Source organism: Azospira sp. I09 (genome assembly GCF_009177135.1).
GTDB classification, from domain to species: domain Bacteria; phylum Pseudomonadota; class Gammaproteobacteria; order Burkholderiales; family Rhodocyclaceae; genus Azospira; species Azospira oryzae.
Genome location: NZ_AP021844.1, coordinates 3,106,286 through 3,131,386 on the forward strand (window position 1 = coordinate 3,106,286; position 25,101 = coordinate 3,131,386).

Sequence of the window (25,101 nt, forward strand, 5' to 3'; positions counted from 1 at the left end):
AATCAACAGTCCGGCGCACCGGACGCGGCTTGCTTGCCCTCGCACACGGCAATGATTCGGTTCGCCAGTTCCTCGGCGGTCAGGCACCGATACGGGGTGTAGCGGTCGGCGCTACCTTCGGCCTTGCTGGGACGAATGACCCACTTGCCGGATATGTCCTTGCCCACCTCGGGCAGCAGCGCCATCGGTATGAACCATGTGGCTACAAAGTGCGTCAGTTCCTCGTTGAACAGCGCGGCGACAAGGTAGGCGCGCCGTGCTTCGTTGAACGTGGCTTGCCTGACTTGGAAATGGACGACGTTGCCGCGCTCTTCGGAGTTACGCTTGCGGATGGACACGGTACGGCACTTCAACTGGATGGCGACCGAGTTACCCGTCACCTTGTCGAAGAAAAGCACGTCCAGCCCGTCATCGTCGGCAAGGGGCTGAAACGGCGACAAGCGCCCGTCGCTGGCTTTCATCACTGCATTGACCAGCAGGTTCTCGCCTATTGCTCCGATTTGGGTTGAGGACAGCGGCATTTATCAAGCTCGTTGTAGGTATGGCCGCCATTTTCGCGCGGAGCGCTGCCGGTGCCAATAACTGCGCCTTGCTGGCTACTCACTAATCTTGATATCGAGTAGTCGCCAATCGTCAGTTCCCTTCTGGTTCTTCAGTTTGACGTAATACTTCGTCCTGATCTTGGCCCCGAAGCTGTTCTGTGAATCAACGTAGGCCAGAACTTCATGGGTGCAGTCCCCGCGATAGCTGGTCTTTACGCCATCGTCTGTTACATAGGGGAAGTCCGCGCTAGCCGGTGCTTTCAGGCGTTGTTTGACAAACGACTGCGACATCACGAAAGCCGTCGTCTGATTACTACACGCCTTTTCATCGTCGCGAGCCTTTTTCTCGGCTGCCTGCTTTGCGTCTTCTGCATCTCGGGCTGCACGCGCCTCAGCTCTGGCCGCCTTCTGTTCTGGCGTCATGTTTGAGTCCACATACGCGCCATAGGCGATGAAGGCGACAAATATGCCCGCACCCCATTTCAGAACCGAGAATTTTCTTTTTGGCTTCGCGCCACAGGAGGGGCAAGCCTTAGCTTTTGAACTTACCTCAGCCCCGCATTCATGACATTTGACCAGCGCCATAGCATCCCCTGCTGAATCCTATAGGCACCGTGCCTATAGGCCGTGGACTATAGGCTACATGAAAACCATGCTCGTGGTCTATGGCGAGCACGGAAATAACAGACATTGGCAAGATTTTTGGGGAAGTTCTACGACGATATAGATCGGATCGGAACATCTCTCAGGAAGAGCTTGCCCACCGTGCTGAGGTTGATCGGACGTTCGTATCACGTCTTGAGCGAGGCGTCAGGCAGCCTACCATCACGACATTGATCGGATTGGGGCAAGCGCTGGGGGTTTCTGCTGCGGATTTGGTGCAGGAGACGGAAAAAGAGTACCTGCGGCAACGCGGGTAGGAATCCGTGGCGCTGTGGGGCGGCACAAGCCGCTAATGACCCCGGCTCAATGGGGTCGCGGCGACCACATGCGCAGCGTGGCCTAAGGGCGGTATGTACGCGCCGTGTACCTGCTCCTCGACTCTGGGCGGTAGGCTAAGAAAAAGCCCCGGAGCCTTGCGGCGCGGGGCTTTGGATGGTGGGCCCAGCAGGACTTGAACCTGCGACCAAGCGATTATGAGTCGCCTGCTCTGACCAACTGAGCTATAGGCCCGAAACTGTTTGCGCGGCGTACATTTTGGTTACACCGGCGATTGTCTGCGCTTTGCTTACTCGCTGCAAGTGCTTGCTACTGCTACGTTTTTCGCAAGCTCTTGCAGTTTAGCCCGTTCTATTATGAGTCCTCTGCTCTGACCAACTGAGCTACAGGCCCGTGATGCTTGTCGTGGCTCAGCTGCCGTTGTTGTCCAGGAAGCTGCGCAGCTTGTCGGAACGCGAGGGATGGCGCAGCTTACGCAGGGCCTTGGCTTCAATCTGGCGGATACGTTCCCGGGTGACGTCGAACTGCTTGCCGACTTCTTCCAGGGTGTGGTCCGTATTCATCTCGATGCCGAAACGCATGCGCAGCACCTTGGCTTCCCGGGGGGTCAGAGTGTCCAGAATTTCCTTGGTCACTTCCCGCAGGCCGGAGTACAGGGCCGCATCCACCGGGGCAGTGGTGGCGGTGTCTTCGATGAAGTCGCCCAGGTGGGAGTCGTCATCGTCACCGATGGGCGTTTCCATGGAGATGGGTTCCTTGGAGATCTTCAGGATCTTGCGGATCTTCTCCTCGGGCATTTCCATCTTGATCGCCAGGGTGGCGGGATCGGGCTCGGCACCGGTTTCCTGCAGGATCTGGCGGGAAATCCGGTTCATCTTGTTGATGGTCTCGATCATGTGCACCGGAATGCGGATGGTGCGGGCCTGGTCGGCGATGGAACGGGTGATGGCCTGACGGATCCACCAGGTGGCATAGGTGGAGAATTTGTAGCCACGGCGGTATTCGAACTTGTCCACCGCCTTCATCAGGCCGATGTTGCCTTCCTGGATCAGGTCGAGGAACTGCAGGCCCCGGTTGGTGTACTTCTTGGCGATGGAAATCACCAGGCGCAGGTTGGCCTCGGTCATCTCGCGCTTGGCGCGGCGGGCCTTGGCTTCACCGGTGGACATCTGCTTGTTGATGTCCTTCAGGTCCTTCAGCGGGATGCCGATGTGGTCCTGAAGAGCCAGCAGCTTGCGCTGTTCTTCCTGGATGTTCGGGGCGGTGCGGGTGAGGATGGGGCCGTAGCCCTTGGCCACGGCGATTTCCTTCTCGACCCATTCCAGGTTGATTTCATTGCCCGGGAAGGACTTGATGAAGTGGGGGCGGGGCATGCCGACCTTGCGCACGCACAGCTCCTGGATCTTGCGTTCCCGCTCGCGCACGGAGTCCACCATGCTGCGCACGCTGTCGCACAAGCGCTCGATCACCTTGGAGGTGAAGCGGATGTTCATCAGCTCGGCGGAAATCTGCTGTTGCAGCTTGAGGTAGGTCTTGTCCTGGGAGCCCTTGGACACCAGGGCCTTGTGGGCCTTGCCGTAGAGGGTCTTGATGGTGGCGAAACGCTCCAGGGCATCGGTCTTGAGCTGCAGCAGGGAGGCGGAAACAGCGGCGCCTTCGCCGCCTTCTTCCTCGTCGTCGCCGTCCTCGACCTCGTCGTCGCCTTCAACCACGGCTTCCTCGGCGGCCAGTTCCTCTTCGGCTGCATTGGGATCGATCAGGCCATCGATGACTTCATCGATGCGCATCTCTTCCTTTTCCACCTTTTCCGCCATGGCCAGAATTTCGGCAATGGTGGTGGGGCAGGCGGAAATGGCCTGGATCATGTGCTTGAGACCGTCTTCGATGCGCTTGGCGATTTCGATTTCGCCTTCCCGGGTCAGCAGTTCCACGGTACCCATTTCGCGCATGTACATGCGCACCGGGTCCGTGGTGCGGCCGAACTCGGAGTCCACGGTAGACAGGGCGGCTTCCGCCTCTTCTTCCACTTCCTCGTCGTCGGCGACAGCCGGGGCGTTGTCGGACATGAGCAGATCTTCGGCGGCCGGAGCCTCGTCGAAGACCTGGATGCCCATGTCATTGAAGGTGGTGATGATGGACTCGATCTGCTCGGCGTCTACGACGTCGTCCGGCAGGTGGTCATTGATTTCGGCATAGGTCAGGAAACCCCGTTCCTTGCCGAGTTTGATCAGTGTCTTGAGGCGCGTCTTGCGCGTCTCCACGTCCACCGGAGTCGCGGCCTGGGTTGCCCCGGCGGATTCCAGCAGCGCCTTCTCCTTGGCCTTGGATGATTTAGCCTTGAGAATTTCCTTGGCGACTTCTTTTGCCTTTTCCTTTGCCATGACCGTGTCCCGATAATCCTGGAAAAACCGCTTATTCTACCACAACTTGGCTCATTTCCCCCTGGTCTCGAACCAGGGTTCTAGTCACCGCTCCCGGCCAGAATGCCGGCCTTGCGCAGGCGTTCCCGCTCCTGCAGCAAATGTACAAATTCCCGCTTTTCTTCACTGTCGAGTCCGCCGCCGGCAGCCTTGTGCTGCAAGCGGCGGAATTCCTGCTCGACCCAGTTCATTTCCAGCCGGGCCAGGGCGCCGGCGAATTCCTGTTCGCTTTCCTCTTCGCTCTGGGGGCTCTGCAACAGGCTGGCGGCGGCGCTCTGCAGGATGGCTTCGTCATCGCCGCCGCGCAAACGTTCCAACAACATGGCGCTGCTGGGCAGGTCCGCATCCCGCTTGATCTGTTCGCACAGGCGCCGCAGGGCCCGGGTTTCGGTGCTGTCGGCGGGCAGCCAGTGCAGGGGCAGGCGTGCGGCGAAGTCCGGCCGGTGCAGCACCAGGCGCAGCAAGGTGCGGGGCAGGGACAGGGCCTGCCGCGGCGCCCGTGCCGGTGCCGCCCGGGCGACGGGCTTGAGGTCGCACAGGCGCTCCACTTCCTGCTGGGAAAAGCCGCTGGCCTCGGCCAGGCGCTTCACCAGTTGCAGGCGCAGCAGGGGAGTGGCCAGGCGCTGGATCAGGGGCTTGGCTTCGTAAACCAGCTTGGACTTGCCTTCCGAGGTGGTCAGGTCGCAATGGCTGGCCAGCTCCTTCAGCAGAAAGTCGGAGAGGGGCATGGCCTGGTCGATCATGCGCTCGAAGGCTTCCTTGCCCACTTCCCGCACATAGCTGTCCGGGTCGTGCTCGGGGGGGAGGAAAACAAAGCCGATGCTCTTGTTGTCGGCCAGGGATTCCAGGCTGTTCTCCAGTCCGCGCCAGGCGGCCTTGCGCCCGGCGGCGTCGCCGTCGAAGCAGTAGACGATGCGGTCCACCTGGCGCAGCAGTTTCTGCACATGGGTGGCGGTGGTGGCCGTGCCCAGGGTGGCGACCGCGTTGCCGACACCATGCTGGGCCAGTGCCACCACGTCCATGTAGCCTTCCACCACGATCACCGTGTTCTTCTCCCGCAGGGCCTGGCGGGCCTGGGGCAGGCCGAACAGTTCCCGGCCCTTCTCGAAGAGGGGGGTCTCGGGAGAGTTCAGGTACTTGGGCTCGCCCTGGTCGATGACCCGGCCGCCGAAGGCGATGACCTCGTTCTTCTGGTTGATGATGGGAAACATCACCCGGTCGCGGAAACGGTCGTAGCGGCGGCCCTGGTCGTTCTCGATGACCAGGCCGGCCGTCTTCAATTCCGGGGCGTCGTAGTTGGGAAAACTGGCCTGCAGGTTCTGCCAGCCGTCCGGGGCGTAGCCGATGCGGAACTTGAGGGCGATCTCGCCGGTGAGGCCGCGCCGCTTCAGGTACTCCTTGGCCTTGTCCGAATGCTTGAGCTGCTCGAAATAGTATTGGGCAGCCTTGCCCATGACTTCGGTCAGCTCGGCGGTGCGGGGGCCTTCGTGCCGGACCCGCCCGGCCTCCTCCGGCACCACCATGCCCATGCGCCCGGCCAGTTCCTTCACCGCGTCGATGAAGCCCAGGCCCGAATACTCCATGAGAAAGCGGATGGCCGTGCCGTGGGCGCCGCAGCCGAAGCAGTGATAGAACTGCTTGGTCGGGCTGACGGTGAACGAAGGCGACTTTTCGTTGTGGAAGGGGCAGCAGGCGGCGTAGTTGGCCCCCGCCTTTTTCAGCGGTACGTAGCCGTCAATGAGGTCGACGATGTCGACCCGGTGCAGCAGTTCCTGGAGGAAGGATTCGGGGATCACGGGCGCCAAACGGGGCCGGCGACAGCCGGCCCGGGAGATTTCAGGCGGAGAGCCGGGCCTTGACCAGCTTGGAGACCTCGGCCATGTCGGCCTTGCCGGCCAGCAGGGGCTTGAGGATGGCCATCACCTTGCCCATGTCGGCGGCGCCGGCAGCGCCGCTGTCGGCCACGGCCTTGGCCACGGCGGCGGCGACTTCGGCTTCGGACAGGCCGGCGGGCTTGTAGGCGGAAAGCACTTCCACCTCGGCCTTCTCGGCGTCCACCAGGTCCTGGCGACCGGCGGCTTCGTACTGGGTGATGGAGTCCTTGCGCTGCTTGAGCATCTTGTCGATGACGGCGGCGATGGCGGCATCGTCCAGGGTGACCTGCTCGTCCACTTCCTTCTGCTTGATGGCGGCCAGCAGCAGGCGGATGGCGGCCAGGCGGGCCGTTTCCTTGGCCTTCATGGCGGCCTTCATGTCCTCGGAAATGCGTTCCTTGAGCGTCATGGGAGTCCTTTTGTTTTTCAGCAGCCTATAAACACCAAAAGCCGCCCACCTGTTGATGGACGGCTCTTGCAGCGTCAGGAAAGCCTGGGAGGCTTAGAACATCTTGGGGGGCAGGGTCTGGCTGCGGATCCGCTTGTGGTGACGCTTGACCGCGGCGGCCAGCTTGCGCTTGCGCTCGGCGGTGGGCTTTTCGTAGAACTCACGGGCACGGAGTTCGGTCAGCAGACCGGTTTTTTCGACAGTGCGCTTGAAGCGGCGGATGGCCACTTCGAAGGGCTCGTTTTCCTTGACGCGAATAGCAGGCATTGAATTCAGTCCCAAACAACGGTGAGAGAAAGCCGGCAATTCTAACGAAACGTCAACGGTTTACCAAGGGGTTTACAAGAATTTTCTCGTCGGCATGGGTTAGAATGGCGCCCATGCTTGTTCTCGGCATCGAATCCTCCTGTGACGAAACCGGGGTTGCCCTCTATGAAATGGGCGCCGACGGTACCGGTACGCTCCTTGGCCACGCCCTCCATTCCCAGATTGCCATGCACCGGGAGTACGGCGGCGTGGTGCCGGAACTGGCCTCCCGGGACCACATCCGGCGCACCGTGCCCCTGCTGCGCCAGGCCCTGGCCGACTGCGGCCGCACCCTGGAGCAGGTGGATGCCATCGCCTACACCCAGGGGCCCGGCCTGGCCGGCGCCCTGCTGGTCGGGGCGGCCTTCGCCGAAGGTCTGGCCACGGCCCTGGGCAAGCCCACCGTGCCCCTGCATCACCTGGAAGGGCATCTGCTGTCGCCCCTGCTCTCCGCCAGTCCGCCCCGCTTCCCCTTCGTCGCCCTGCTGGTTTCCGGCGGCCATACCCAGATCATGCGGGTGAGCGGCGTCGGCCAGTACGAACTGCTGGGGGAAACCCTGGACGATGCGGCCGGCGAGGCCTTCGACAAGACGGCCAAGCTGCTCGGCCTGGGCTACCCGGGTGGGCCCGCCCTGGCCCGGCTGGCGGAAGGCGGCAAGCCCGGCGCCGTGGTCTTCCCCCGGCCCATGCTGCATTCGGGCGACCTGGATTTCTCCTTTTCCGGCCTGAAGACGGCGGTGCTGACCTATGTGCGGGGCAAGGAACTGGACGAGCAGGCCCGGGCCGACGTCTGCCGCGGCATTCAGGATGCCATCGTGGATGTGCTGGTGACCAAGGCCCTGGCGGCGGTGAAAAAGACCGGCATGCAGCAGCTGGTGGTGGCCGGCGGCGTCGGCGCCAACCGGGAGCTGCGCCAGCGTCTTAATGCCAAGGCGGTGAAGGCGCGCATCCAGGTCTATTACCCGGAACTGGAGTTCTGTACCGACAACGGCGCCATGATCGCCCTGGCCGGCGCCCTGCGCCTAGCGGCCGGTGCCCAGGCCAAGGCGGCGGGGCCCATTGCCATCCGGCCCCGCTGGCCCCTCTCCGAGCTGACCCTGTAGGCCGCACCCAGAAAAGGCACCTTGCGGCAAGCCCCTCTGGATTTTGGTTGATAAATTCGGAGGAGCCTCTTACCTGCGCACCGAGACCTGGCAGGGTTCGATTTCTCCCAGTCGCGAGCTGACGAAGCCTCGATTCGCCGACTCCATGGTGGCGGACTCATAGCAGGCGGTGCTCATCGGTGGTCCTGGCTCAGGTAAAACGCACTTGGTAACGGCTATCGGTATTGAGGCGATCCAGCGTCATGGCCGACGGGTATGCTTCTTATCGGCGGTAGAACTAGTCAATAAGCTGGAACAAGAGAAGACGCCCGGCCGCTAGGGGAAGTTGGCTTATCGGCTGACGCATGTTGATTTGGTGACTCTTGATGAGCTTGGCTATTTCCCCATTTAGTCAGGTAGACGGGGTGTTGTTTCATCTGATCTCGAAGCTCTACCAGCACACGAGCGAGATGATCACGACGAATAATCCTTCACCGAGTGGGGCAACGTCTTTGGGGATGCCAAGACGATTACAGCACTATTGGATCGTCTGGCCCATATGCAGCCATATCGTCGAGACTCGGCAAAGAGTCCTAGCGTTTCAAAGCCAGCTCATATTCACAGGGGCGTAGCTGTTCTGCGCACATAACCCATGGGTCAAATTTGGATGGAAACCACGGGTCAGATTTAAACGGCTGTCGACAGTCCTGCGAATTCGAGGGGGGCTTGAGGGCGGCCGGATGATCGATGGCGCGAAGGTGGAATGCTAGTTGTGTACCAGCTTTGGTGATTCTAAGATGCTGCTGCATCACGCTATAAAAGACAGGGGGCCAAGAGCCCCCTGTCCTTGCTACGCCTTATTGAGGCTGGGAACTTGCTTCCAGAACGTCTTCCTTCTTCAAAGGCCGAATCAGGGCTTGGGTCACCAAAGCTCCTACGTAGCAAAGGAAGCCCAAGGGGTACCACACGATGGGCAAGCCGGCTTTGGCCAGTAGATCCTTCACCCGGTCATAGCTCAGAGAATTGATCGCCTCTTGGTAAATGGGCACGTTGTTCAAAGATACGCCGGGGCCCCAGGTGTTGTAGCCGATCTGCAGGCTTCCTACCATGGGATAAACACGACCGTCGTAGGCTGCCAGGGTCTGCCAAAACGCTTCCAGCTTCACGCTTTGGATAGTAGGAGCGTCGTAGGCGGTTTGATAATGGAACCAGTTAATACCTTCAATGCAGAAGGATGCTCCATAGACCAACACGGCTCCGATAAACAGTAAGCTTACCATTTGCAACCGCTTGGCCAGCCCTGCCTCGATTTTGTCGGAGGTAAGATTGAAAGCCACCAGGGCGGCTGCTAGGGCATAGATGGTGTACATCGGGGCTCCGAAGATGGTGTAGGTGTACCCCAACGACGTTTTTACGCTAGGTAGAGCGGTACCCAAAGTGATCAGAGCAGGTGAGGCGAGACCGAGGATAAACCGCAGATAGGAAGTATTGGTATTGGCCATTAAGGGGTTCCTAGGGTTAGATACGTGGTGATGAGCAACTTCGCTGCTCCAGGGATCGCAAGGGAATCGCTTAAACTGCTGTAGCCGTCCCACCTTGCAGTACCTATTTCATTACTTCTTCTTGTTGCCGATTTTCGATTCCTGCCCGGCCAGGAGGCGCTGGATATTGACCCAGTGCTTGCCCACCAGGGCCATAGCCATGACGGCCACGGCCGCCACCAGCAGGTTGAAGCCCCACATCATGCCGGCCAGCAGGGGCGAGGCGGCGGCGGCGCAGAGGGCAGCCAGGGAGGAATAGCGGGAGAGGGCGGCGACCACAAGCCAGACGCCCAGTACCGACAGGCCCAGCAGCGGGTCCAGGGCCAGCAGGACGCCGGCGGCGGTGGCGACGCCCTTGCCGCCCTTGAACTTGAGGAAGACGGGGAAGAGGTGGCCGAAGAACACGGCCAGGGCCACGCCGCCGAGGAAGATGCGTTCCATGGCCGGTTCCAGGGCCTGGCCGGCAAGGAAGTAATGGGCCAGGAGCACCGCCACGGCGCCCTTGGCGCCGTCGCCGAGGAGGGTCAGCAGGGCGGCCAGCTTGTTGCCGCTGCGCAGGACGTTGGTGGCTCCCGGGTTGCCGGAGCCGTAGGAGCGGGGGTCCTTCAGGCCGAAGCCGCGGCTGACGATGACGGCGAAGGGCACGGAGCCCAGCAGATAGGCGGCCAGCAGGGCCAGGGGCAGGGGCAGGGATTGGGCGGCAGTCATGGGCGATGGGTGGTGAAGTGGCGATAGAGGTACAATGCGGGCCTGCATTTTACCTGCAAGCCCCGCTGGCAGCTGAAAAACCCCATGGACATCATTTTCATCGACGACTTCCGGGTCCAGACCCGCATCGGCATCTACCCCCGGGAGCAGGCCGTGTCCCAGACCGTCGAAATGTCCCTGCAGATGGGCGTTTCCTCCACCGCCAGCGCCGGCGCCAGCGACGACATCCGGGACACCATCGACTACGCCAAGGTGGTGGAACGGCTGCGGGAGGATCTGGGCAGCACTCAGTTCGGCCTGCTGGAAAAGCTGGCCGAACACGTTTCCACCCTGGTGCTGGAAGAATTCCGTTGCGCCTGGGTGCGCGTCTCCGTGGCCAAGCTGGGCATGATGCCCGGGGTGCGCCGGGTCGGCGTCATCATCGAACGCAGCACCTGAGGCCCATTCCCCGGCGTCCCTAGCGCTTTGCCTGTTTGCCGCTAGGCTGGAAATCTGGCTCTTGGCCAACATCACCATGAAATCATGAGAATTCAGGGACAAGCATGTTTGACTTGTTGAATCTGCTGTTTAATGCCGGCTGCGGTTGCAGGCAAGGCGTTGGGTATTACGTTGTTTGCCCTTTCCGATGTCAGTCTGCCGCAGCAATTGGGGGAGGTCGCCCCCATTGAAATGACCTCGGCCGCCCATGTCAGCATCCGTGTTCGCCCCAAAACGGAGGAGGAGCGCTGCCGTTACAGCGGTGTCGTGGTCCCCTACGAACAGTTGTGGGAAGAGCGTGCGACCTCATTCGGCGTCGAGTCGATTGTTCCGCCCCAGCCAGGCAAGATTGCTGCATACGGGGTCATCATCAACCGCAAGGATTGTGCAGGCCGCCCGCCTGAGGCGATGTTCCGCGTCGCCACCCATCGTCGTACCATGTTCAATGGCCATATCCTTGGCGAAGGGGCTCAATACATTGTGCTGGAACTTGGTCAGATGCCGGAAGATTCCCGTCCGAAGTGGGTGCCCCAAGTGCTGGACAAGCTTGCCCTGGCGGCTAAAACTGATCCGGCGGCGGCGGAGTTTCTGCGCTTTGCTGAGGAAAGTGCCAAGGCTGCAGTGAACGCGAAAGCCATGGGCACTAAGTCGGCAGACTAGCTTCCACGATCGGCCGGTAAACGGCGCACTGGCAACTCAGGCGGCTAATCCTTGAGGGCGGCCTCGACCATCTTGGGCTGCAGCACCTTGACTACGTCGTGGGGATGGACCCCCACCAGGTAGCCGCGACGGCCGCCGTTGAGATAGATCAGGGGCAGGTCCAGGATGCTCTTCTCCATGTAGATGGGCATGGCCTTCTTGGTGCCGAAGGGGCTGGTGCCGCCCACCAGGAAGCCGGTGTGGCGGTTGGCCACTTCCGGCTTGCACGGTTCCACCTTCTTGCAGCCCACCTGCCGCGCCAGCTCCTTGGTGGATACCTTGCAGTCGCCGTGCATCAGCACAATCAGGGGTTTGGCGTGCTCGTCTTCCATGATCAGGGTCTTGATCACGGCATGCTCGTCCACATTCAGTTCCCGGGCCGATACCTTGGTGCCGCCGTGCTCCTCGTATTCGTAGAGATGGTTGGAGTGGGCGATGCGGTGCTGGCGCAGGAAGCGGGTGGCGGGGGTTTCCGGCGCGTGGCCGGGGTCGAGATCGTGATTGCGGCTCATGGTGCACCTCGAGGGTGTCTTGTTGCGGATGGCTTCATTCTACGCCCGCCGGCCGGCGCCGTGCCTAGCCCCGGGGGTGGTGTACGGCGTGCAGGTCCTTCAGCCGTTCCCGCGCCACGTGGGTGTAGATCTGGGTGGTGGAAATGTCGGCGTGGCCCAGCAGCAGCTGCACTACCCGCAGGTCGGCGCCGTGGTTGAGCAGATGGGTGGCGAAGGCGTGGCGCAGCACGTGGGGCGAGAGGCGGGCCGGGTCCATGCCGGCCACCAGGGCGTACTTCTTCACCAGGGTCCAGAACATCTGCCGGGTCATGGCCGTGCCCCGGGCGGTGACGAAGAGGAAGTCGCTGAGACGGCTGTCCAGCAAGGCGCTGCGGCCATCGTTCAGGTAGCTCTTGAGCCAGTCCAGGGCCACCTCACCAAGGGGCACCAGGCGTTCCTTGGAGCCCTTGCCGAAGACTCGGGCCACGCCCATGTCGAAGCTCACTTCATGCAGCTTGAGATTGACCAGTTCCGAGACCCGCAGGCCGGTGGCGTAGAGGGTTTCCAGCATGGCCCGGTCCCGCTGGCCCAGGGGCGTTTCGATTTCCGGCGCCGCCAGCAGGGCTTCCACCTGGGCTTCGCTCATCACCTTGGGCAGGCGCGAGGCCTTGACCGGCATGGCGGTCTGCAGGGTGGGGTCGGCGCTGATGCGGTTCTGGGCCAGCAGGCGCCGGTAGAAGCGGCGCAGGGAGGAAAGGTAGCGGGCCTGGGAGCTGGATTTCATGCGGGCCGCCACATCGGCCAGGAAGGCCGCCAGGTCGGCGGCGCCGGCCTGGGCCAGGGGTGGGCGGTCCTGCTGCTGCAGCCACAGGGCGTAGCGTTGCAGGTCGCTGCGGTAGGCGGCGAGGGAATTGGGGGAGAGGCCGTCTTCCAGCCACAGGGCGTCGCAGAAGGCGTCGATCTCGCTCTGGGTGGAAAAGGCCAGGGTCAGCGGGGCGGCATCCGTCATGGGCACGGAGTTTACGCCGGCAGGCAGCCCTCGTGTTGCAGCAGCCAGCGCTTGATGTCCAGCAGGAAGTCGCCGCCGTTGCGGCCGAAACCGCCCAGGCCGGCAGCGGCGACGACCCGGTGGCAGGGCACCGCCAGGGGGAAGGGATTGGCACCGCAGGCGCCCCCCACGGCCCGGGGGCCGCTGTGCAGCAGCTTGGCCACCTCGCCGTAGCTTTGCGTCTGGCCCCGGGGAATGGCGGCGATGGCGTCCCACACCCGGCGCTGGAAGCGGGTGCCGGAGGGTTGCAGGGGCAGGCTGAAAACGAAGGCCGGGTCGGCCAGGTAGGCCTGGATCTGGCGCACCGCCTCGGCGGCCAGGGGCGTGCCGGCCGCCTGCTGCAGGCGGCCGGGCAGGTAGAGGATTTCGGTCAGTTCGTCCCCGTTGCAGCGGATGCCCAGGGAAAAGAACGGGCCACTGGTGATGGCCTGGAAGTCAGTGGGGACGGCATTCTTGGTCATGGCTGTCCGTACAACGAGAAAGGGGGCGGCTTGCAGCCGACCCCCTGTGGAAATGCTTACTGCGCCTTGCCGAGCAGGGCGTCCTTGAGGTCGCCCTGGGCCGGCTTGTTACCCAGCCAGATGCGCAGCAGGGCCTGGTAGAAATCCTCCCCCGGGATGACCTTGCCCTGGGGTTGGCCGGCCACGGTGAGGCGGGTGCCTTGGTCGGGAATCCAGTCCAGGGTGATGGGGGTGCCCTTGGCCGCCTTGCCCAGGGCCAGCAGATTGCCTTCGAAGGTCTGCACCCGTTCCTTCAGGGCGGCGGCCTCGGCCTCGCTGCTGTTCTTGGCGATGCCGCCGGAGAGGGCGTCCACGAACTGCTGGGCGGAGAGTTCCATGAGGGGCACGATGGCCAGGCGCTTGGCGCCCTTGGCCGCCAGCACGCCGTCCACCTCGGCGGCCTTGGCCGGCAGGTAGAGGCCCACGGCGTAGACCTTGAAAAACACCTTGGACCGCAGGCCGGCGCCGTTGAGGCTGAGGTCCTGCTGCTCCAGCTTGAGCCGCTCCTCGAACTTGACCCCGGCCACTTCCATGGCCTGGGCGCTGCCGGCCGTGAGGGTGAGGATGGCGAGGGCCGCCATGAAATGCTTGATCTTCATACTGTCTGTCTCCTTTGGTTTTTGCGGACTTTATTGAAGCTCCGGCGCCGTCCGCACGTCGCCGGGGCAATTCTTTTATGGGTGCTGCGGTGTTGCGGTGAAACTTGGACGGATCAGGGAGCGGTGCGGCCGGCCTTCAGCCGCGCACCTGGCCGTTGCCCAGGACCACCCATTTCTGGCTGGTCAGGCCTTCCAGGCCCACCGGGCCCCGGGCGTGGATCTTGTCCGTGGAAATGCCGATCTCGGCGCCGAGGCCGTACTCGAAGCCGTCGGCGAAGCGGGTGGAGGCGTTCACCATGACCGAGGCCGAATCCACTTCCCGCAGGAAGCGCATGGCGTGGGCGTGGTTCTCGGTGACGATGGCCTCGGTGTGGCTGGAGGAGTACTTGTTGATGTGCTCGATGGCTTCGTCCAGCCCGGCCACCACCTTCACGGCGATGATCGGTGCCAGATACTCCTCGCCCCAGTCGGCCTCGGTGGCCTCCTTGGCGTTTGGCACCAGGGCCCGGGTTTCGGCACAGCCGCGGATTTCCACGCCCTTGGCGGTGAGCATGGCGGCGATGGGCGGCAGCAGCGTGGCGGCGACGGAGCGGGCCACCAGCAGGGATTCGGCGGTGTTGCAGGTGCCGTAGCGCTGGGTCTTGGAGTTTTCCACCACCGCCATGGCCTTGGCCGCATCGGCGCTGTCGTCCAGGTACACATGGCAGTTGCCGTCCAGGTGCTGGATCATGGGCACCCGGGATTCGGCCAGCAGGCGGGCGATGAGGCCCTTGCCGCCGCGGGGCACGATGACGTCCACGAATTCGCGCATGGTGATGAGTTCGCCCACGGCGGCCCGGTCGGTGGTTTCCACCACCTGCACCGCATCCGCCGGCAGGCCGGCGGACTGCAACCCTTCCTTCACCAGGGCCGCCAGGGCCTGGTTGCAGCGGATGGCCTCGGAACCGCCGCGCAGGATGGAGGCGTTGCCGGACTTGATGCACAGGCCGGCCGCATCCACCGTCACGTTGGGGCGGGCTTCGTAGATGATGCCGATGACGCCGAGAGGCACCCGCATGTGGCCCACCTGGATGCCGGAGGGGCGGAAGCGCAGGTCGGTCATTTCACCGATGGGGTCCGGCAGGGAGGCGATCTGCTCCAGGCCCTCGGCCATGGTGGCGACGGTCTTGGGGGAAAGGGTCAGGCGGTCCACCATGGCCGGCTCCAGGCCGGCGGCCCGGGCGGCGGCCAGGTCTTCGCCGTTGGCGGCCAGGAGCTTGGCTTCGTCGCGGCGGATGGCGGCGGCGATGGCCAGCAGGGCCCGGTTCTTGGCATTGGTGTCGGCCTTGGCCATCTGGCGCGAGGCGGCCCGGGCACGGCGGCCCAGGTTCTGCATGTAATCCTTGATATCCATGGTGTTCTTCAGCAGGTCAGGCAGGAGATAATCGGACCATTATAGCGGCCTCAAATGCCCCGAAACGCCATTCCCTTACTGAAAATAAGGGATTGGGCTAAACTTTCTCGCCGTTGCGGTGTCACAAACCGTTACATGGCCGTTTGACGTCGCAGGAGACCCTATGAGTCGCAAGCTGATTGTTCCCACCGAAGTGCAAGTGTGTGCCACCTGCAGCTATTGGGACGGGGAACGCAAGGTAGATGCCGAGGTGGGTGTGGTGGTGGTGGAAGAGTGTTGCCAGGGCGAGTGCCTGGTGCGCGAATCGTCCCTGCCCGCATTGCGCCACAAGTCTGGTGATACGGATTGCGAGTGGGAACATCTGGTGCCCGATGAACCGGAAGAGGTGCCGGCCATCCTGCCGGACGTTCCGCCTTCCGATGAAAAGGCCGCTTAAGGCCGTCGCATCCCCGATCGACCGGTGCCCGTCCGGGCATCCGGCCTAGCGCAGGCTGAGGCCCAGGCGCAGGAATTCATCCCACACATCGCCGCCGCCCAGGCCCTTGATGCAGCGGTCGATATGGGCCGTCTGGGCCAGAGCCGCCCGCAGACGCGGCGCGTCGAGCCGCCCCAGGGCGCGCTTGACCAGGGCTTGGCGCGGCCCCCAGATGCGCTGTTCCTTGAACAGCTGGTCCGCCGGCCGGCCGGCGTTGAGTCCTTCCTTCAGGGCCGCCAGGGCCCGCACTTCCTCCGTCACCGCCCACAACACCAGGGGCGGCGCTTCGCCCTCCTGGCGCAGGCCGTCCAGGGTCCGCGTCAGGCGGGCCAGGTCGCCCTGCAGCAGGGCTTCCCGCAGGCCGTCGATGTCGTAGCGGGCCACATTGAGCACCGCCTCCCGCACCTGTTCCAGGCTCAGCTTGCCTTTGGGGAACAGCAGTCCCAGTTTCTGGATTTCCTGGTGGGCCGCCAGCAGATTGCCTTCCACCCGCTCGGCGATGAAGCGCAGGGCTTCAGTCTCGGCGCTCTGTTCCTGGCGCTGCAGGCGGCCGGCGATCCACTGGGGCAGCTCGCCGAGGTTGGGGGCCTGCAGCTTGAGCACGGTGCCGGCTTCGGCCAGGGTCTGGAACCAGGAGGCCTTTTCGTCCTGCCAGGTCAGCTCGGGCAGGGTGACCAGGGTCATGGCGTCGCTGGAAAGGCGTTGGCAGTGCTCCTGCAGGGCCTGGCCGCCGTCCCGCCCGGGCTTGCCGGTGGGGATGCGCAGGTCGATCAGCTTGCGGTCGCCGAAGAGGGAGAGGTTGCCGCCGGCCATGGCCAGCTGGGTCCAGTTGAAGCCCTGGCCGGCCACCAGCACTTCCCGCTCGCTGTAGCCCTGGTGCCGGGCGGCGGTGCGGATGGCATCGCCGGCCTCGATCACCAGCAGGGGCTCGTCCCCATACACCACGTAGAGCGGCCCCAGGGGGCGTTCCAGGTGGGCCGCCAGCTGTTCTCCCCGGAGCTGGGCCACGGCGTCAGTCCTCGTTTTCGTCCACCGGCGGCTTGGCCTTGGCCATGCGCCGGATCAGCTGCTGCACTAGGTCCCGCTGCATGTCCTGCCACAGCAGTTCCTCTTCCTGGGCTTTGGACAGCACCTGGGCATCGTCGTAGGTGATGTCCCGGGTCAGGTAGATTTCCATGGGTGCGGAGAGGGCCTTGCCCTTGGCGTCTTCCAGGCGGAAGTTGGCCCGGTACTGCAGTTGTAGTTCCCGCACCCGACCGGCGGAGTTGTAGGACAGGGCGATCCGTTCCCGGCGTTCCGGGAACTGGACCAGGGTGGCCGCCGCATCTTCCCGGTTGTCCACCAGTTCGGTGGACTTGTTGGCCCGGATGTAGCGCTTCAGGTTGGCGGTGATTTCCGAATTCTCCGCCATGGACACGTACAGGGTCGGGAAGGGCATGGTCTGGGCGCCCCGCAGCTGGAAGCCGCAGCCGGCCAGCGTCACGAGCAGGACAAGGGAAACGAGCAGACGGGCGCGCACAGACGACTCCTTAAACCACGATATTGACCAGACGGCCGGGCACCACCACCACCTTCTTCGGGGCCTGGCCGTCCAGGTGCTTTTGCACCGTCTCGGAGGCCAGGGCGGCCGCTTCGATGGCATCCTTGGCCGCATCGGCGGGCACCTTGATGCTGCCGCGCAGCTTGCCGTTCACCTGCAGCATCAGCTCGATCTCGCTCTGCACCAGGGCGGCGGCATCGGCCTTGGGGAAGGCGGCCTGGCCGGCATCGGCACCGGGCTTGAGTTCGGCATAGAGCGCCTGGCAGGCGTGGGGCACGATGGGGAAGAGCATCAGCACGGCCGCTTCCAGGGCTTCCTGCTTGACGCTGCGGGCGGCCGGGCTGTCCGGCAGCTTGGCGAAGGCGTTGAGCAGCTCCATGACGGCGGCGATGGCGGTGTTGAACTGCTTGCGCCGGCCGTAGTCGTCGGTGACCTTGCCGATGGTCTGGTGCAACTGGCGGCGGAAGTCCTTGAGATTGCCCTCCAGCTCGCCGCCGCTGTAGGCGGGAACGATGCCGACGGCCACATGGTCGTGGGTCAGCTTCCACAGGCGCTTCAGGAAGCGGAAGGCGCCCTCGACACCGGCGTCGGACCACTCCAGGGACTGGTCGGGCGGAGCGGCGAACATCATGAACAGGCGGGCCGTGTCGGCGCCGTACTCGTCCATCAGGGATTGGGGGTCCACGCCGTTGTTCTTGGACTTGGACATCTTCTCGGTGCCGCCGATGACCACCTGCTGGCCGTCGGCCTTGAGGGTGGCGCCGGTGGGGCGACCGCGCTCGTCGGTGGTCACATCCACGTCAGCCGGGTTGATCCACTCTTTCTTGCCGCCTTCGGCGTCGCGATAGAAGGTGGGGGCCACCACCATGCCCTGGGTCAGCAGGTTGGCGAAGGGCTCGTCCAGCTTCTGCTCGCCGAAGAGGCCCACGTCGCGCATCAGCTTGGTGAAGAAGCGGGAGTAGAGCAGGTGCAGGATGGCGTGCTCGATGCCGCCGATGTACTGGTCGATGCCGCCCTTGCACCAGTAGGCCACGCGCTCGTCCACCATGGCCTGGGTGTTGTCCGGACAGGCATAGCGCAGGAAGTACCAGGAGGACTCGACGAAGGTGTCCATGGTGTCGGTTTCGCGACGGGCCGGCTTGCCGCACTTGGGGCAGGTGCACTCGTAGAACTCGGGCATCTTGGCCAGGGGGGAACCGGCGCCGGTGATTTCCACGTTCTCCGGCAGCACCACGGGCAGCTGGTCGTCAGGCACCGGCACGTCGCCGCAGGACTCGCAATGGATCACCGGGATCGGGCAGCCCCAGTAGCGCTGACGGGAAATGCCCCAGTCGCGCAGACGGAACTGCACCTTCTTTTCGCCCAGGCCCTTGGCGGCCAGGTCGGCGGCGATGGCGTCCACGGCGGCCTCGTAGGCCAAGCCGTCGTACTTGCCGGAATTGACGCAGGTGCCGCGGCTCTTGTCACCGTACCATTCCTGCCAGCCGTCCAGGCTGAAGGTTTCGCCTTCAGCGGCGATGACCTGCTTGATGGCCAGGTTGTACTTCTTGGCAAAGGCAAAGTCCCGCTCGTCGTGGGCGGGCACGGCCATCACGGCGCCTTCGCCATAACCCATCAGCACGTAGTTGCCGACCCACACTTCCACCTGCTCGCCGGTGAGGGGGTGCTGGACGAAGATGCCCGTGGGCATGCCCTTCTTTTCCATGGTGGCGATGTCGGCCTCGGCCACGCCGCCCTTCTTGCATTCCTCGATGAAGGCGGCCAGTGCCGGGTTATTCGCGGCGGCGCAGGTGGCCAGGGGATGCTCGGCGGCCACGGCGACGAAGGTGACGCCCATGATGGTGTCGGCCCGGGTGGTGAATACCCACAGTTTTTCGTCACTGTTGTCGGCCAGGGGGAAGGCGAAACGCACCCCGGTGCTCTTGCCGATCCAGTTCTTCTGCATCAGGCGCACCTGCTCGGGCCAGCCCGGCAGCTGGTCCAGGTCGGCCAGCAGTTCCTCGGCGTAGGCGGTGATCTTCATGTAGTACATGGGGATCTCGCGCTTTTCCACCAGGGCGCCGGAGCGCCAGCCGCGGCCGTCGATGACCTGCTCGTTGGCCAGCACGGTGTGGTCCACCGGGTCCCAGTTCACGGTGCCCAGCTTCTTGTAGATCAGGCCCTTTTCATACAGGCGGGTGAACAGCCACTGTTCCCAGCGGTAGTACTCGGGGGTGCAGGTGGCGAATTCCCGCTCCCAGTCGATGGCGAAACCCAGGCGCTGCAGCTGGCTGCGCATGTAGTCGATGTTGGCGTAGGTCCACTTGGCGGGGGGGACCTTGTTCTGGATGGCGGCGTTTTCCGCCGGCATGCCGAAGGCGTCCCAACCCATGGGCTGCAGCACGTTGTAGCCCTGCATCTTGTGGAAACGGGTCAGCACATCGCCGATGGTATAGTTGCGCACGTGCCCCATATGCAGCTTCCCCGACGGATAGGGGAACATGGAAAGACAGTAGTACTTGGGCTTGGTGGTGTCTTCGACGGCACGGGCGGCCTGGGTCTTGACCCAGTGTTGCTGGGCGGCGAGTTCGACTTCCGCGGGTTGGTATTTTTCCTGCATTTGGGCGGCCAGAAATTCGTTGCAAAGCGTGAAATTATAACCGGTCCGCTCCTGCTCCATTGGGCAAAATCGGCTCTTTGCCGCCGCCCGGGCGGTTTCCTGATGATGAACGGGCCGCTCCAGGCCACTGCGGAGAGATGAACATGGGATTGTTGCGCCCCCTGCTGCTTTCAACCCTGACGCTGTGGGCTGCCGCCCCTGCCGTGGCCGGACCGGCCTCCCGGCAGGCGGTGGTGGAGGCCGTGCAGGCGCCGGCCTGGCTGGAGCGCAGCGGCGAGCGCCGGCCCCTGGTGCCGGGCCAGTCCCTCGCCAACCGGGACAGGATCGTCACCGGCAGCGGCTCCCGGGTGCTGATCCAGCTGCCCGAAGGCAGCGGCGTCAAGCTGGGGGAAAACGCCCAGCTCCATCTCAACGCCATCGGCCAGCGCCCGGGGGGCGTCTATACGGCGGCCCTGGACGTGCTGCGGGGCGCCTTCCGCTTCACCACCGGCCTCTTTCCCCAGCGCCTGACGGGGCGGGCCATCAACGTCCGCGCCGCCACCCTGACCGCCGGCATCCGCGGCACCGACCTGTGGGGTAAGTCCGCCGAGGACAAGGACCTGATCTGCCTGCTCGAAGGCCATATCGTGGTCACCCATCCCCTGGGCGAACCCATGGCCTTGAGCGAGCCTCTGGCCTTCGCCAGCGCCCTGCGGGACCAGGCCCCCGGTGCGGTGGCCAGCGTCGAGGCGGAGCAGGTGGAGAAGTGGGCGGCGGAAACGGAAATCCAGGCCGGGGCCGGCGTCCTGCGCCGTGGCGGCGCCTGGGGCGTCAACCTGCCGCCGGTGGCGACCCAGGCCGAGGCCCTGGCGTTATACGACCAGCTGCGGGAGGCCGGCTATCCGGCGCGGATTCGTCCGCGTCACGATGGGGCCGGGGAGGAGGGCTACGTCTATGTGCTGCGGGTGGGGGGCTTCGCCGGCCGGGAAGAGGCGCGGCAGATGGCGGGACGTCTGACGGCGGAGCTTGGCGTGGCGCCCGGGGCCGTCTCCCGCTGAAGGCGGGAATCGAGCAGGCGAGGGGAAATTCAGGGGGTAAGGAGCCGCCGGGGCGGCTTGGCCCCGGGTGGTCCGATCAGGCGGCCTGGGCGGCCGCCTGGGCTCAACAGCCGACCTTGCGCTTGTGCAGGTCGGGGGTGAACACGTTCTTCCAGGTGTCCTGCCAGAACTTGGCGGCGTTTTCCGCAGCCATCAGGCCGAACATGGCCATGCGGCCCTGGTGGCGCCAGATCCAGCTGACCTGGGCGGTGCTGTTGCTGTAGGGCTGGCGCACGGTGCCGCCGGCGCGGGCTTCCACCAGATCGAGAAAGCGCTCGATGCTGTGGCGGTGAAACTCGGAACCCTCGGTGCAGCCACAGGCGGTCTTCGCTTCCTCGACGGCGCGTTGCCACAGCTTGGTGGCCATGGTTTCGGTGATGCCGGCTTTGCGGGCGATCCAGGGCAGAATCTTCGGGTTGTTCATGCTGTTTCCTTTCAAACTTGGCGGTAACCAATGCAGTCCGTCCGCGGCCTTGTGGGCTTGGTGACTGTTTTATGTTGCATTGCAATATCGATTATATCTCAGATGTTCCGGCGATCATTTGTGGTTTACCCGTAGCATCCGGAAGATTGGATGGTGCGGCGCACCAAAAAGTTCCCCGGCCCCGGCGGGGCTATAATCCCGGCCTGACCTTAACCTGCGTCCGCGCCCCTGCCCGCGGCTTCCCGTCCCCATGTCCGACCTGCTTGCCAATCTCAATCCAGAACAACTCCAGGCCGTGACCCTGCCGCCCCAGCATGCCCTGATCCTGGCCGGCGCCGGTTCGGGCAAGACCCGGGTGCTCACCACCCGCATCGCCTGGCTCATTTCCACCGGCCAGATGGGGCCCCACGCGGTGCTAGCGGTGACCTTCACCAACAAGGCGGCCAAGGAGATGCTGGCCCGCCTCTCGGCCATGCTGCCCATCAACACCCGGGGCATGTGGATCGGCACCTTCCACGGCCTGTGCAACCGGCTGCTGCGGGCCCACCACAAGGAAGCCGGGCTGCCCTCCCTGTTCCAGATCCTCGATTCCGCCGACCAGCTCTCCGCCATCAAGCGCCTCCTGAAGAACCTCAACGTGGACGACGAGAAGTTCCCGCCCCGGGAGCTGATGCACTTCATCAACGCCCACAAGGACCAGGGCCTGCGCCCGGCCCAGGCCGAGGTGTGGGACGACTACACCCGCCGCCGGGTGGAGCTGTGGGCCGAGTACGAGGGCCAGTGCCAGCGCGAAGGGGTGGTGGATTTTGCCGAACTGCTGCTGCGCACCTACGAGCTGCTGTCGCGCAACGAACCCCTGCGCCGCCATTACCAGGAGCGCTTCCGCCACATCCTGGTGGACGAGTTCCAGGACACCAACCGCCTGCAGTACGCCTGGTTGAAGCTCCTGGCCGGCCACGACGGCACTGCCGGCGCGCCCCAGGGGGCGGCGGTGTTCGCCGTGGGCGACGACGACCAGTCCATCTATGCCTTCCGCGGCGCCGAGGTGGGCAATATGCGGGACTTCGAGCGGGAGTTCGGGGTGCAGAACGTCATCCGCCTGGAGCAGAACTACCGTTCCCACGGCAACATCCTGGATGCGGCCAACGCCCTCATCAAGAACAACCAGGGCCGCCTGGGCAAGAACCTGTGGACCGACCAGGGTGCCGGCGAGCCGATCCGGGTGTTCGAGGGCTTCTCCGACCTGGACGAGGCCCGCTGGATCGTGGACGAGGCCCGGGAACTGATCCGGGAGGGCATCTCCCGGGACCAGATCGCCTTCCTCTACCGCTCCAATGCCCAGTCCCGGGTGCTGGAGCACGAGCTGTTCACCAAGGGCGTGGCCTACAAGGTGTACGGCGGCCTGCGCTTCTTCGAGCGCCAGGAAATCAAGCACGCCCTGGCCTACCTGCGCCTCTTGGCCAATCCGGACGACGACACCGCCTTCCTGCGGGTGGTGAATTTCCCCACCCGGGGCATCGGCGCCCGCAGCCTGGAAAACCTCCAGGAAGCGGCCCATCGTTCCAACTCGCCCCTCTACAACGCCGCCGCCAGCCTCACCGGCAAGGCCGGGGCCGCCGTCGGCGCCTTCATCCGCCTCATTGAGGAGCTGCGGCGGGAGACGGAAAACCTGCCCCTGCCCGAAGTGGTGGAACACATCATCGAACGCAGCGGCCTGCGCCAGCACTACCTGGGCGAGAAGGAAGGCCAGGAGCGGCTGGAGAACCTGGACGAACTGATCAACGCCGCCGCCAGCTTCATCGCCGAAGAGGGGGCCATGCCGGTGCCCGATCCGGCTACCCCCGATGCGCCCCTGCCGTCGCCCCTGGCCTCCTTCCTCGCCCACGCCAGCCTGGAGGCCGGCGACCACCAGGCCGGTGACGGCCAGGAGGCGGTACAGCTGATGACGGTGCATGCGGCCAAGGGCCTGGAGTTCGACGTGGTCTTCATCTCCGGCCTGGAGCAGGGCCTCTTTCCCCACGAAAACTCCGTCATGGAAAAATCCGGCGAGGAGGAAGAGCGGCGCCTCATGTACGTGGCCATCACCCGGGCCCGCCAGCGGCTCTACATGTCCCATGCCCAGACCCGCATGCTGCACGGCCAGACCCGCTACTGCGTGCCCTCCGCCTTCCTCGACGAATTGCCCCAGGAACTGCTGCTGCGGGTCAATGCCCGCAGCACCCCGGCCTACGACAACAGCTACAGCCGCAGCCCCCGGGCGGCGGCACCGGCGACGGCCTACGAAAGCGCCGCTCCTGCCGGGCTGCGGGTGGGGCAGAACGTCAGCCACGCCAAGTTCGGCCAGGGGGTCATCGTCGCCACCGAGGGCCGGGGCGCCGACGCCCGGGTCCAGGTCAATTTCGGTTCTGCCGGCATGAAGTGGCTGGCCCTGGAATTCGCCAAGCTGACACCGCTCTAGGATGGGTTTGACGCCCGGCCTGCCGGGCAGATGGGACGCCGCTGTTGCGGCAATGTGCCCTGAGGGGCAATAGGGACGGACGTTGCAGGCATGGCCATGCCGGGAGGCTGGTCCCGCCTGCCTCCCGGGCAAGGTAGTCGCTGCGGGACTTATTCCCGGGCGAGGAAGGCGGCGAAGAAGTAGCGGCTGATGCGTTCTTCCAGCAGGGCCTGGATGGCCCCTTCGTCGAGGCGCGACAGTTCGGCATGGAGGGGCGCCGCCACCGGGGCGAAAGCGGCCACCAGCCGGGGATCGAAGTGGGTCCCCGCATCCTTGTGCAGGATGGCCAGGGCCGCTTCGCAAGTCATGGGTTCCTTGTAGGGGCGGCGGGAGGTGAGGGCGTCGAAGACGTCCACCACCGCGAAAATGCGGGCGTTGAGGGGAATCTCCTCGCCCTTCAATCCCTGCAGGTAGCCGCTGCCGTCGTACTTCTCGTGATGGAACTGCACCACCTCCCGGGCCGCCTGCAGCCAGGGGGAGGGGGCGATGATGTGTACGCCGAGGGAGACGTGGGTCTGCATGATGCGGAATTCCTCCGCATCCAGCTTGCCCGGCTTGAGCAGGATGTTGTCGCTGATGCCGATCTTGCCCACATCGTGCAGGAAGGCGCCGATGATGAGGGCCCGCATGGCGTCGCCCTCCACCCCCGTGACCTCGCCCAGGCGGCAGGCGTAGAGCGCCACCCGGTAGTTGTGGATGCTGGTGTCCGAATCCCGCTGGGCGATGGCGGCGCCCAGGACCGAGGCCATTTCCAGGTTGCCCCGCAGCACCTCTCGGGAGAAGCGCAGCACGTTGCGGTTGAGGGAGAGGATCACCGGGTACAGCACCACCGTGGTGATGAGGGCGGCGGCCAGCACCAGGCCCAGGATCAGGTTGAGGTCCCGGCGCAGGCGGGCCTCCTCCTCCGGCGAGACCAGGAAGACGCCTTCGAAGTAGCCGGCGATGTTGCGCTCCCGGTCCAGGATCGGCACCAGCACCTGCACCACCGTGTTGTTGAGGATGGTGTATTTCTCGTAATGGTGTTTGCCGTCCATGGGGAAGGCGTGGGTGCTGCCCTTGAGCCCGGCTTCGATGTCCTGGTGGGCCGGATTGACCGCCTCCACCACCTTGCGCCGTTCCCGGTCATACAGCTCGATCACCACGAAATGGTCGCGGACGAAGCCCAGGGCCCGCTGCCGCAGGAAATCCAGCTGCTGGGCCGACATTTCCGCCGCCTCCAGCTCGGCCGCCTGGAAGCGGGCCGATTCGGCCTGGGCCAGGGCCACCACCGCATCGTCGATGCGCTCCGTCGCCACATACCAGGCGCTGCCGCCCAGGAGCAGGGAAACCAGGGCCCAGGCGAGCAGCAGGCGGCCGAGAACGGTGTGGTGGATATTGGTCATGGCGCCAATATTAAGGCCAATCGGGGCCATTCGCACCGCCG

25 protein-coding genes, 1 tRNA gene and 1 pseudogene are annotated in these 25,101 nt (G+C 64.4%); 8 read left to right on the plus strand and 19 right to left on the minus strand.

Annotation, left to right across the window (positions count from 1 at the left end):
* Positions 1 to 2: 2 nt before the first annotated feature.
* Positions 3 to 521: a hypothetical protein gene (locus AZSP09_RS14545; RefSeq protein WP_152090443.1), complete on the minus strand. Its 519-nt coding sequence runs from the start codon at positions 519 to 521 to the stop codon at positions 3 to 5.
* A 75-nt stretch (positions 522 to 596) separates the two neighbouring features.
* Entirely contained in the window at positions 597 to 1,127 is a 531-nt protein-coding gene (locus AZSP09_RS14550) for a zinc ribbon domain-containing protein (protein WP_152090444.1), read from the minus strand.
* Between the two features lie 80 nt (positions 1,128 to 1,207).
* Between AZSP09_RS14550 and AZSP09_RS20765 the strand changes: the two genes are divergently transcribed.
* Positions 1,208 to 1,462, plus strand: coding sequence for a helix-turn-helix domain-containing protein (locus AZSP09_RS20765; protein WP_152090445.1), 255 nt, complete (start codon positions 1,208 to 1,210; stop codon positions 1,460 to 1,462).
* 176 nt (positions 1,463 to 1,638) lie between these two features.
* Here AZSP09_RS20765 and AZSP09_RS14560 read toward each other — a convergent pair.
* From AZSP09_RS14560 to rpsU, 5 genes are all read right to left on the minus strand, one after another.
* A tRNA-Ile gene (locus AZSP09_RS14560) sits at positions 1,639 to 1,715 on the minus strand.
* A gap of 176 nt (positions 1,716 to 1,891) precedes the next feature.
* On the minus strand, positions 1,892 to 3,862 hold the full coding sequence (rpoD, locus tag AZSP09_RS14565) for an RNA polymerase sigma factor RpoD (protein WP_014236310.1): 1,971 nt from the start codon (positions 3,860 to 3,862) through the stop codon (positions 1,892 to 1,894).
* An 80-nt stretch (positions 3,863 to 3,942) separates the two neighbouring features.
* On the minus strand, positions 3,943 to 5,697 hold the full coding sequence (gene dnaG / locus AZSP09_RS14570; protein WP_152090446.1) for a DNA primase: 1,755 nt from the start codon (positions 5,695 to 5,697) through the stop codon (positions 3,943 to 3,945).
* Between the two features lie 40 nt (positions 5,698 to 5,737).
* Positions 5,738 to 6,184 (minus strand): GatB/YqeY domain-containing protein, encoded by a 447-nt coding sequence (locus AZSP09_RS14575; RefSeq protein ID WP_014236312.1) that lies wholly within the window; start codon positions 6,182 to 6,184, stop codon positions 5,738 to 5,740.
* A gap of 93 nt (positions 6,185 to 6,277) precedes the next feature.
* The gene (gene rpsU / locus AZSP09_RS14580) at positions 6,278 to 6,490 is read right to left on the minus strand and encodes a 30S ribosomal protein S21 (RefSeq protein WP_014236313.1); all 213 of its coding nucleotides are present in this window, start codon (positions 6,488 to 6,490) and stop codon (positions 6,278 to 6,280) included.
* A 113-nt stretch (positions 6,491 to 6,603) separates the two neighbouring features.
* Between rpsU and tsaD the strand changes: the two genes are divergently transcribed.
* Together tsaD and AZSP09_RS14590 are read left to right on the plus strand one after the other, a co-directional pair.
* On the plus strand, positions 6,604 to 7,632 hold the full coding sequence (gene tsaD / locus AZSP09_RS14585; protein ID WP_152090447.1) for a tRNA (adenosine(37)-N6)-threonylcarbamoyltransferase complex transferase subunit TsaD: 1,029 nt from the start codon (positions 6,604 to 6,606) through the stop codon (positions 7,630 to 7,632).
* A 72-nt stretch (positions 7,633 to 7,704) separates the two neighbouring features.
* Positions 7,705 to 8,170, plus strand: a pseudogene (locus AZSP09_RS14590) (ATP-binding protein); the annotation flags it as partial.
* Positions 8,171 to 8,468: 298 nt separating this feature from the next.
* Here the strand turns inward: AZSP09_RS14590 and AZSP09_RS14595 are convergent.
* Positions 8,469 to 9,113, minus strand: a complete 645-nt coding sequence (locus AZSP09_RS14595) for a hypothetical protein (protein ID WP_152090448.1) — start codon at positions 9,111 to 9,113, stop codon at positions 8,469 to 8,471.
* A gap of 111 nt (positions 9,114 to 9,224) precedes the next feature.
* Positions 9,225 to 9,860: a glycerol-3-phosphate 1-O-acyltransferase PlsY gene (gene plsY, locus AZSP09_RS14600; RefSeq protein WP_152090449.1), complete on the minus strand. Its 636-nt coding sequence runs from the start codon at positions 9,858 to 9,860 to the stop codon at positions 9,225 to 9,227.
* 84 nt (positions 9,861 to 9,944) lie between these two features.
* On the opposite strand from plsY, the gene AZSP09_RS14605 reads away from it, so the two are divergent.
* Both AZSP09_RS14605 and AZSP09_RS14610 read left to right on the plus strand, forming a co-directional pair.
* Entirely contained in the window at positions 9,945 to 10,298 is a 354-nt protein-coding gene (locus AZSP09_RS14605; RefSeq protein ID WP_014236316.1) for a dihydroneopterin aldolase, read from the plus strand.
* Between the two features lie 132 nt (positions 10,299 to 10,430).
* Positions 10,431 to 10,997 carry a hypothetical protein gene (locus AZSP09_RS14610; RefSeq protein WP_152090450.1) on the plus strand — a complete coding sequence of 189 codons (567 nt, stop codon included), beginning with the start codon at positions 10,431 to 10,433 and terminating at the stop codon, positions 10,995 to 10,997.
* A gap of 44 nt (positions 10,998 to 11,041) precedes the next feature.
* On the opposite strand, the gene ybaK is transcribed toward AZSP09_RS14610, so the two are convergent.
* From ybaK to AZSP09_RS14635, 5 genes are all read right to left on the minus strand, one after another.
* Complete coding sequence (gene ybaK / locus AZSP09_RS14615) at positions 11,042 to 11,548, minus strand: Cys-tRNA(Pro) deacylase (RefSeq protein WP_014236317.1); 507 nt, start codon at positions 11,546 to 11,548, stop codon at positions 11,042 to 11,044.
* A gap of 64 nt (positions 11,549 to 11,612) precedes the next feature.
* Positions 11,613 to 12,536, minus strand: coding sequence for a site-specific tyrosine recombinase XerD (xerD, locus tag AZSP09_RS14620; RefSeq protein WP_152090451.1), 924 nt, complete (start codon positions 12,534 to 12,536; stop codon positions 11,613 to 11,615).
* A gap of 11 nt (positions 12,537 to 12,547) precedes the next feature.
* Positions 12,548 to 13,036, minus strand: coding sequence for a methylated-DNA--[protein]-cysteine S-methyltransferase (locus AZSP09_RS14625; protein WP_152090452.1), 489 nt, complete (start codon positions 13,034 to 13,036; stop codon positions 12,548 to 12,550).
* 56 nt (positions 13,037 to 13,092) lie between these two features.
* Complete coding sequence (locus AZSP09_RS14630; RefSeq protein ID WP_152090453.1) at positions 13,093 to 13,674, minus strand: chalcone isomerase family protein; 582 nt, start codon at positions 13,672 to 13,674, stop codon at positions 13,093 to 13,095.
* Positions 13,675 to 13,810: 136 nt separating this feature from the next.
* On the minus strand, positions 13,811 to 15,067 hold the full coding sequence (locus tag AZSP09_RS14635) for a glutamate-5-semialdehyde dehydrogenase (protein WP_152090454.1): 1,257 nt from the start codon (positions 15,065 to 15,067) through the stop codon (positions 13,811 to 13,813).
* Between the two features lie 163 nt (positions 15,068 to 15,230).
* Here AZSP09_RS14635 and AZSP09_RS14640 point away from each other — a divergent pair, with 163 nt between their 5' ends.
* Positions 15,231 to 15,503, plus strand: a complete 273-nt coding sequence (locus tag AZSP09_RS14640; protein ID WP_014236322.1) for a hypothetical protein — start codon at positions 15,231 to 15,233, stop codon at positions 15,501 to 15,503.
* A 45-nt stretch (positions 15,504 to 15,548) separates the two neighbouring features.
* On the opposite strand, the gene holA is transcribed toward AZSP09_RS14640, so the two are convergent.
* The 3 genes from holA to leuS are packed head-to-tail and all read right to left on the minus strand — an operon-like array spanning position 15,549 to position 19,681.
* Positions 15,549 to 16,550 carry a DNA polymerase III subunit delta gene (holA, locus tag AZSP09_RS14645; RefSeq protein WP_152090455.1) on the minus strand — a complete coding sequence of 334 codons (1,002 nt, stop codon included), beginning with the start codon at positions 16,548 to 16,550 and terminating at the stop codon, positions 15,549 to 15,551.
* A 4-nt stretch (positions 16,551 to 16,554) separates the two neighbouring features.
* A complete protein-coding gene (locus AZSP09_RS14650; protein ID WP_014236324.1) occupies positions 16,555 to 17,061 on the minus strand; it encodes an LPS-assembly lipoprotein LptE in 507 nt (168 codons plus the stop codon).
* A 10-nt stretch (positions 17,062 to 17,071) separates the two neighbouring features.
* Positions 17,072 to 19,681: a leucine--tRNA ligase gene (leuS, locus tag AZSP09_RS14655; protein WP_152090457.1), complete on the minus strand. Its 2,610-nt coding sequence runs from the start codon at positions 19,679 to 19,681 to the stop codon at positions 17,072 to 17,074.
* A 143-nt stretch (positions 19,682 to 19,824) separates the two neighbouring features.
* On the opposite strand from leuS, the gene AZSP09_RS14660 reads away from it, so the two are divergent.
* Positions 19,825 to 20,718 (plus strand): SPOR domain-containing protein, encoded by an 894-nt coding sequence (locus AZSP09_RS14660; RefSeq protein ID WP_172974772.1) that lies wholly within the window; start codon positions 19,825 to 19,827, stop codon positions 20,716 to 20,718.
* A 103-nt stretch (positions 20,719 to 20,821) separates the two neighbouring features.
* Here the strand turns inward: AZSP09_RS14660 and AZSP09_RS14665 are convergent, their stop codons facing one another.
* Positions 20,822 to 21,181 carry a hypothetical protein gene (locus AZSP09_RS14665; protein ID WP_014236327.1) on the minus strand — a complete coding sequence of 120 codons (360 nt, stop codon included), beginning with the start codon at positions 21,179 to 21,181 and terminating at the stop codon, positions 20,822 to 20,824.
* A 250-nt stretch (positions 21,182 to 21,431) separates the two neighbouring features.
* Here AZSP09_RS14665 and AZSP09_RS14670 point away from each other — a divergent pair, with 250 nt between their 5' ends.
* Entirely contained in the window at positions 21,432 to 23,639 is a 2,208-nt protein-coding gene (locus AZSP09_RS14670; RefSeq protein WP_152090459.1) for a UvrD-helicase domain-containing protein, read from the plus strand.
* Between the two features lie 149 nt (positions 23,640 to 23,788).
* Here the strand turns inward: AZSP09_RS14670 and AZSP09_RS14675 are convergent, their stop codons facing one another.
* Positions 23,789 to 25,090: an HD-GYP domain-containing protein gene (locus AZSP09_RS14675; protein ID WP_232058803.1), complete on the minus strand. Its 1,302-nt coding sequence runs from the start codon at positions 25,088 to 25,090 to the stop codon at positions 23,789 to 23,791.
* Between the last annotated feature and the right edge of the window lie 11 nt (positions 25,091 to 25,101).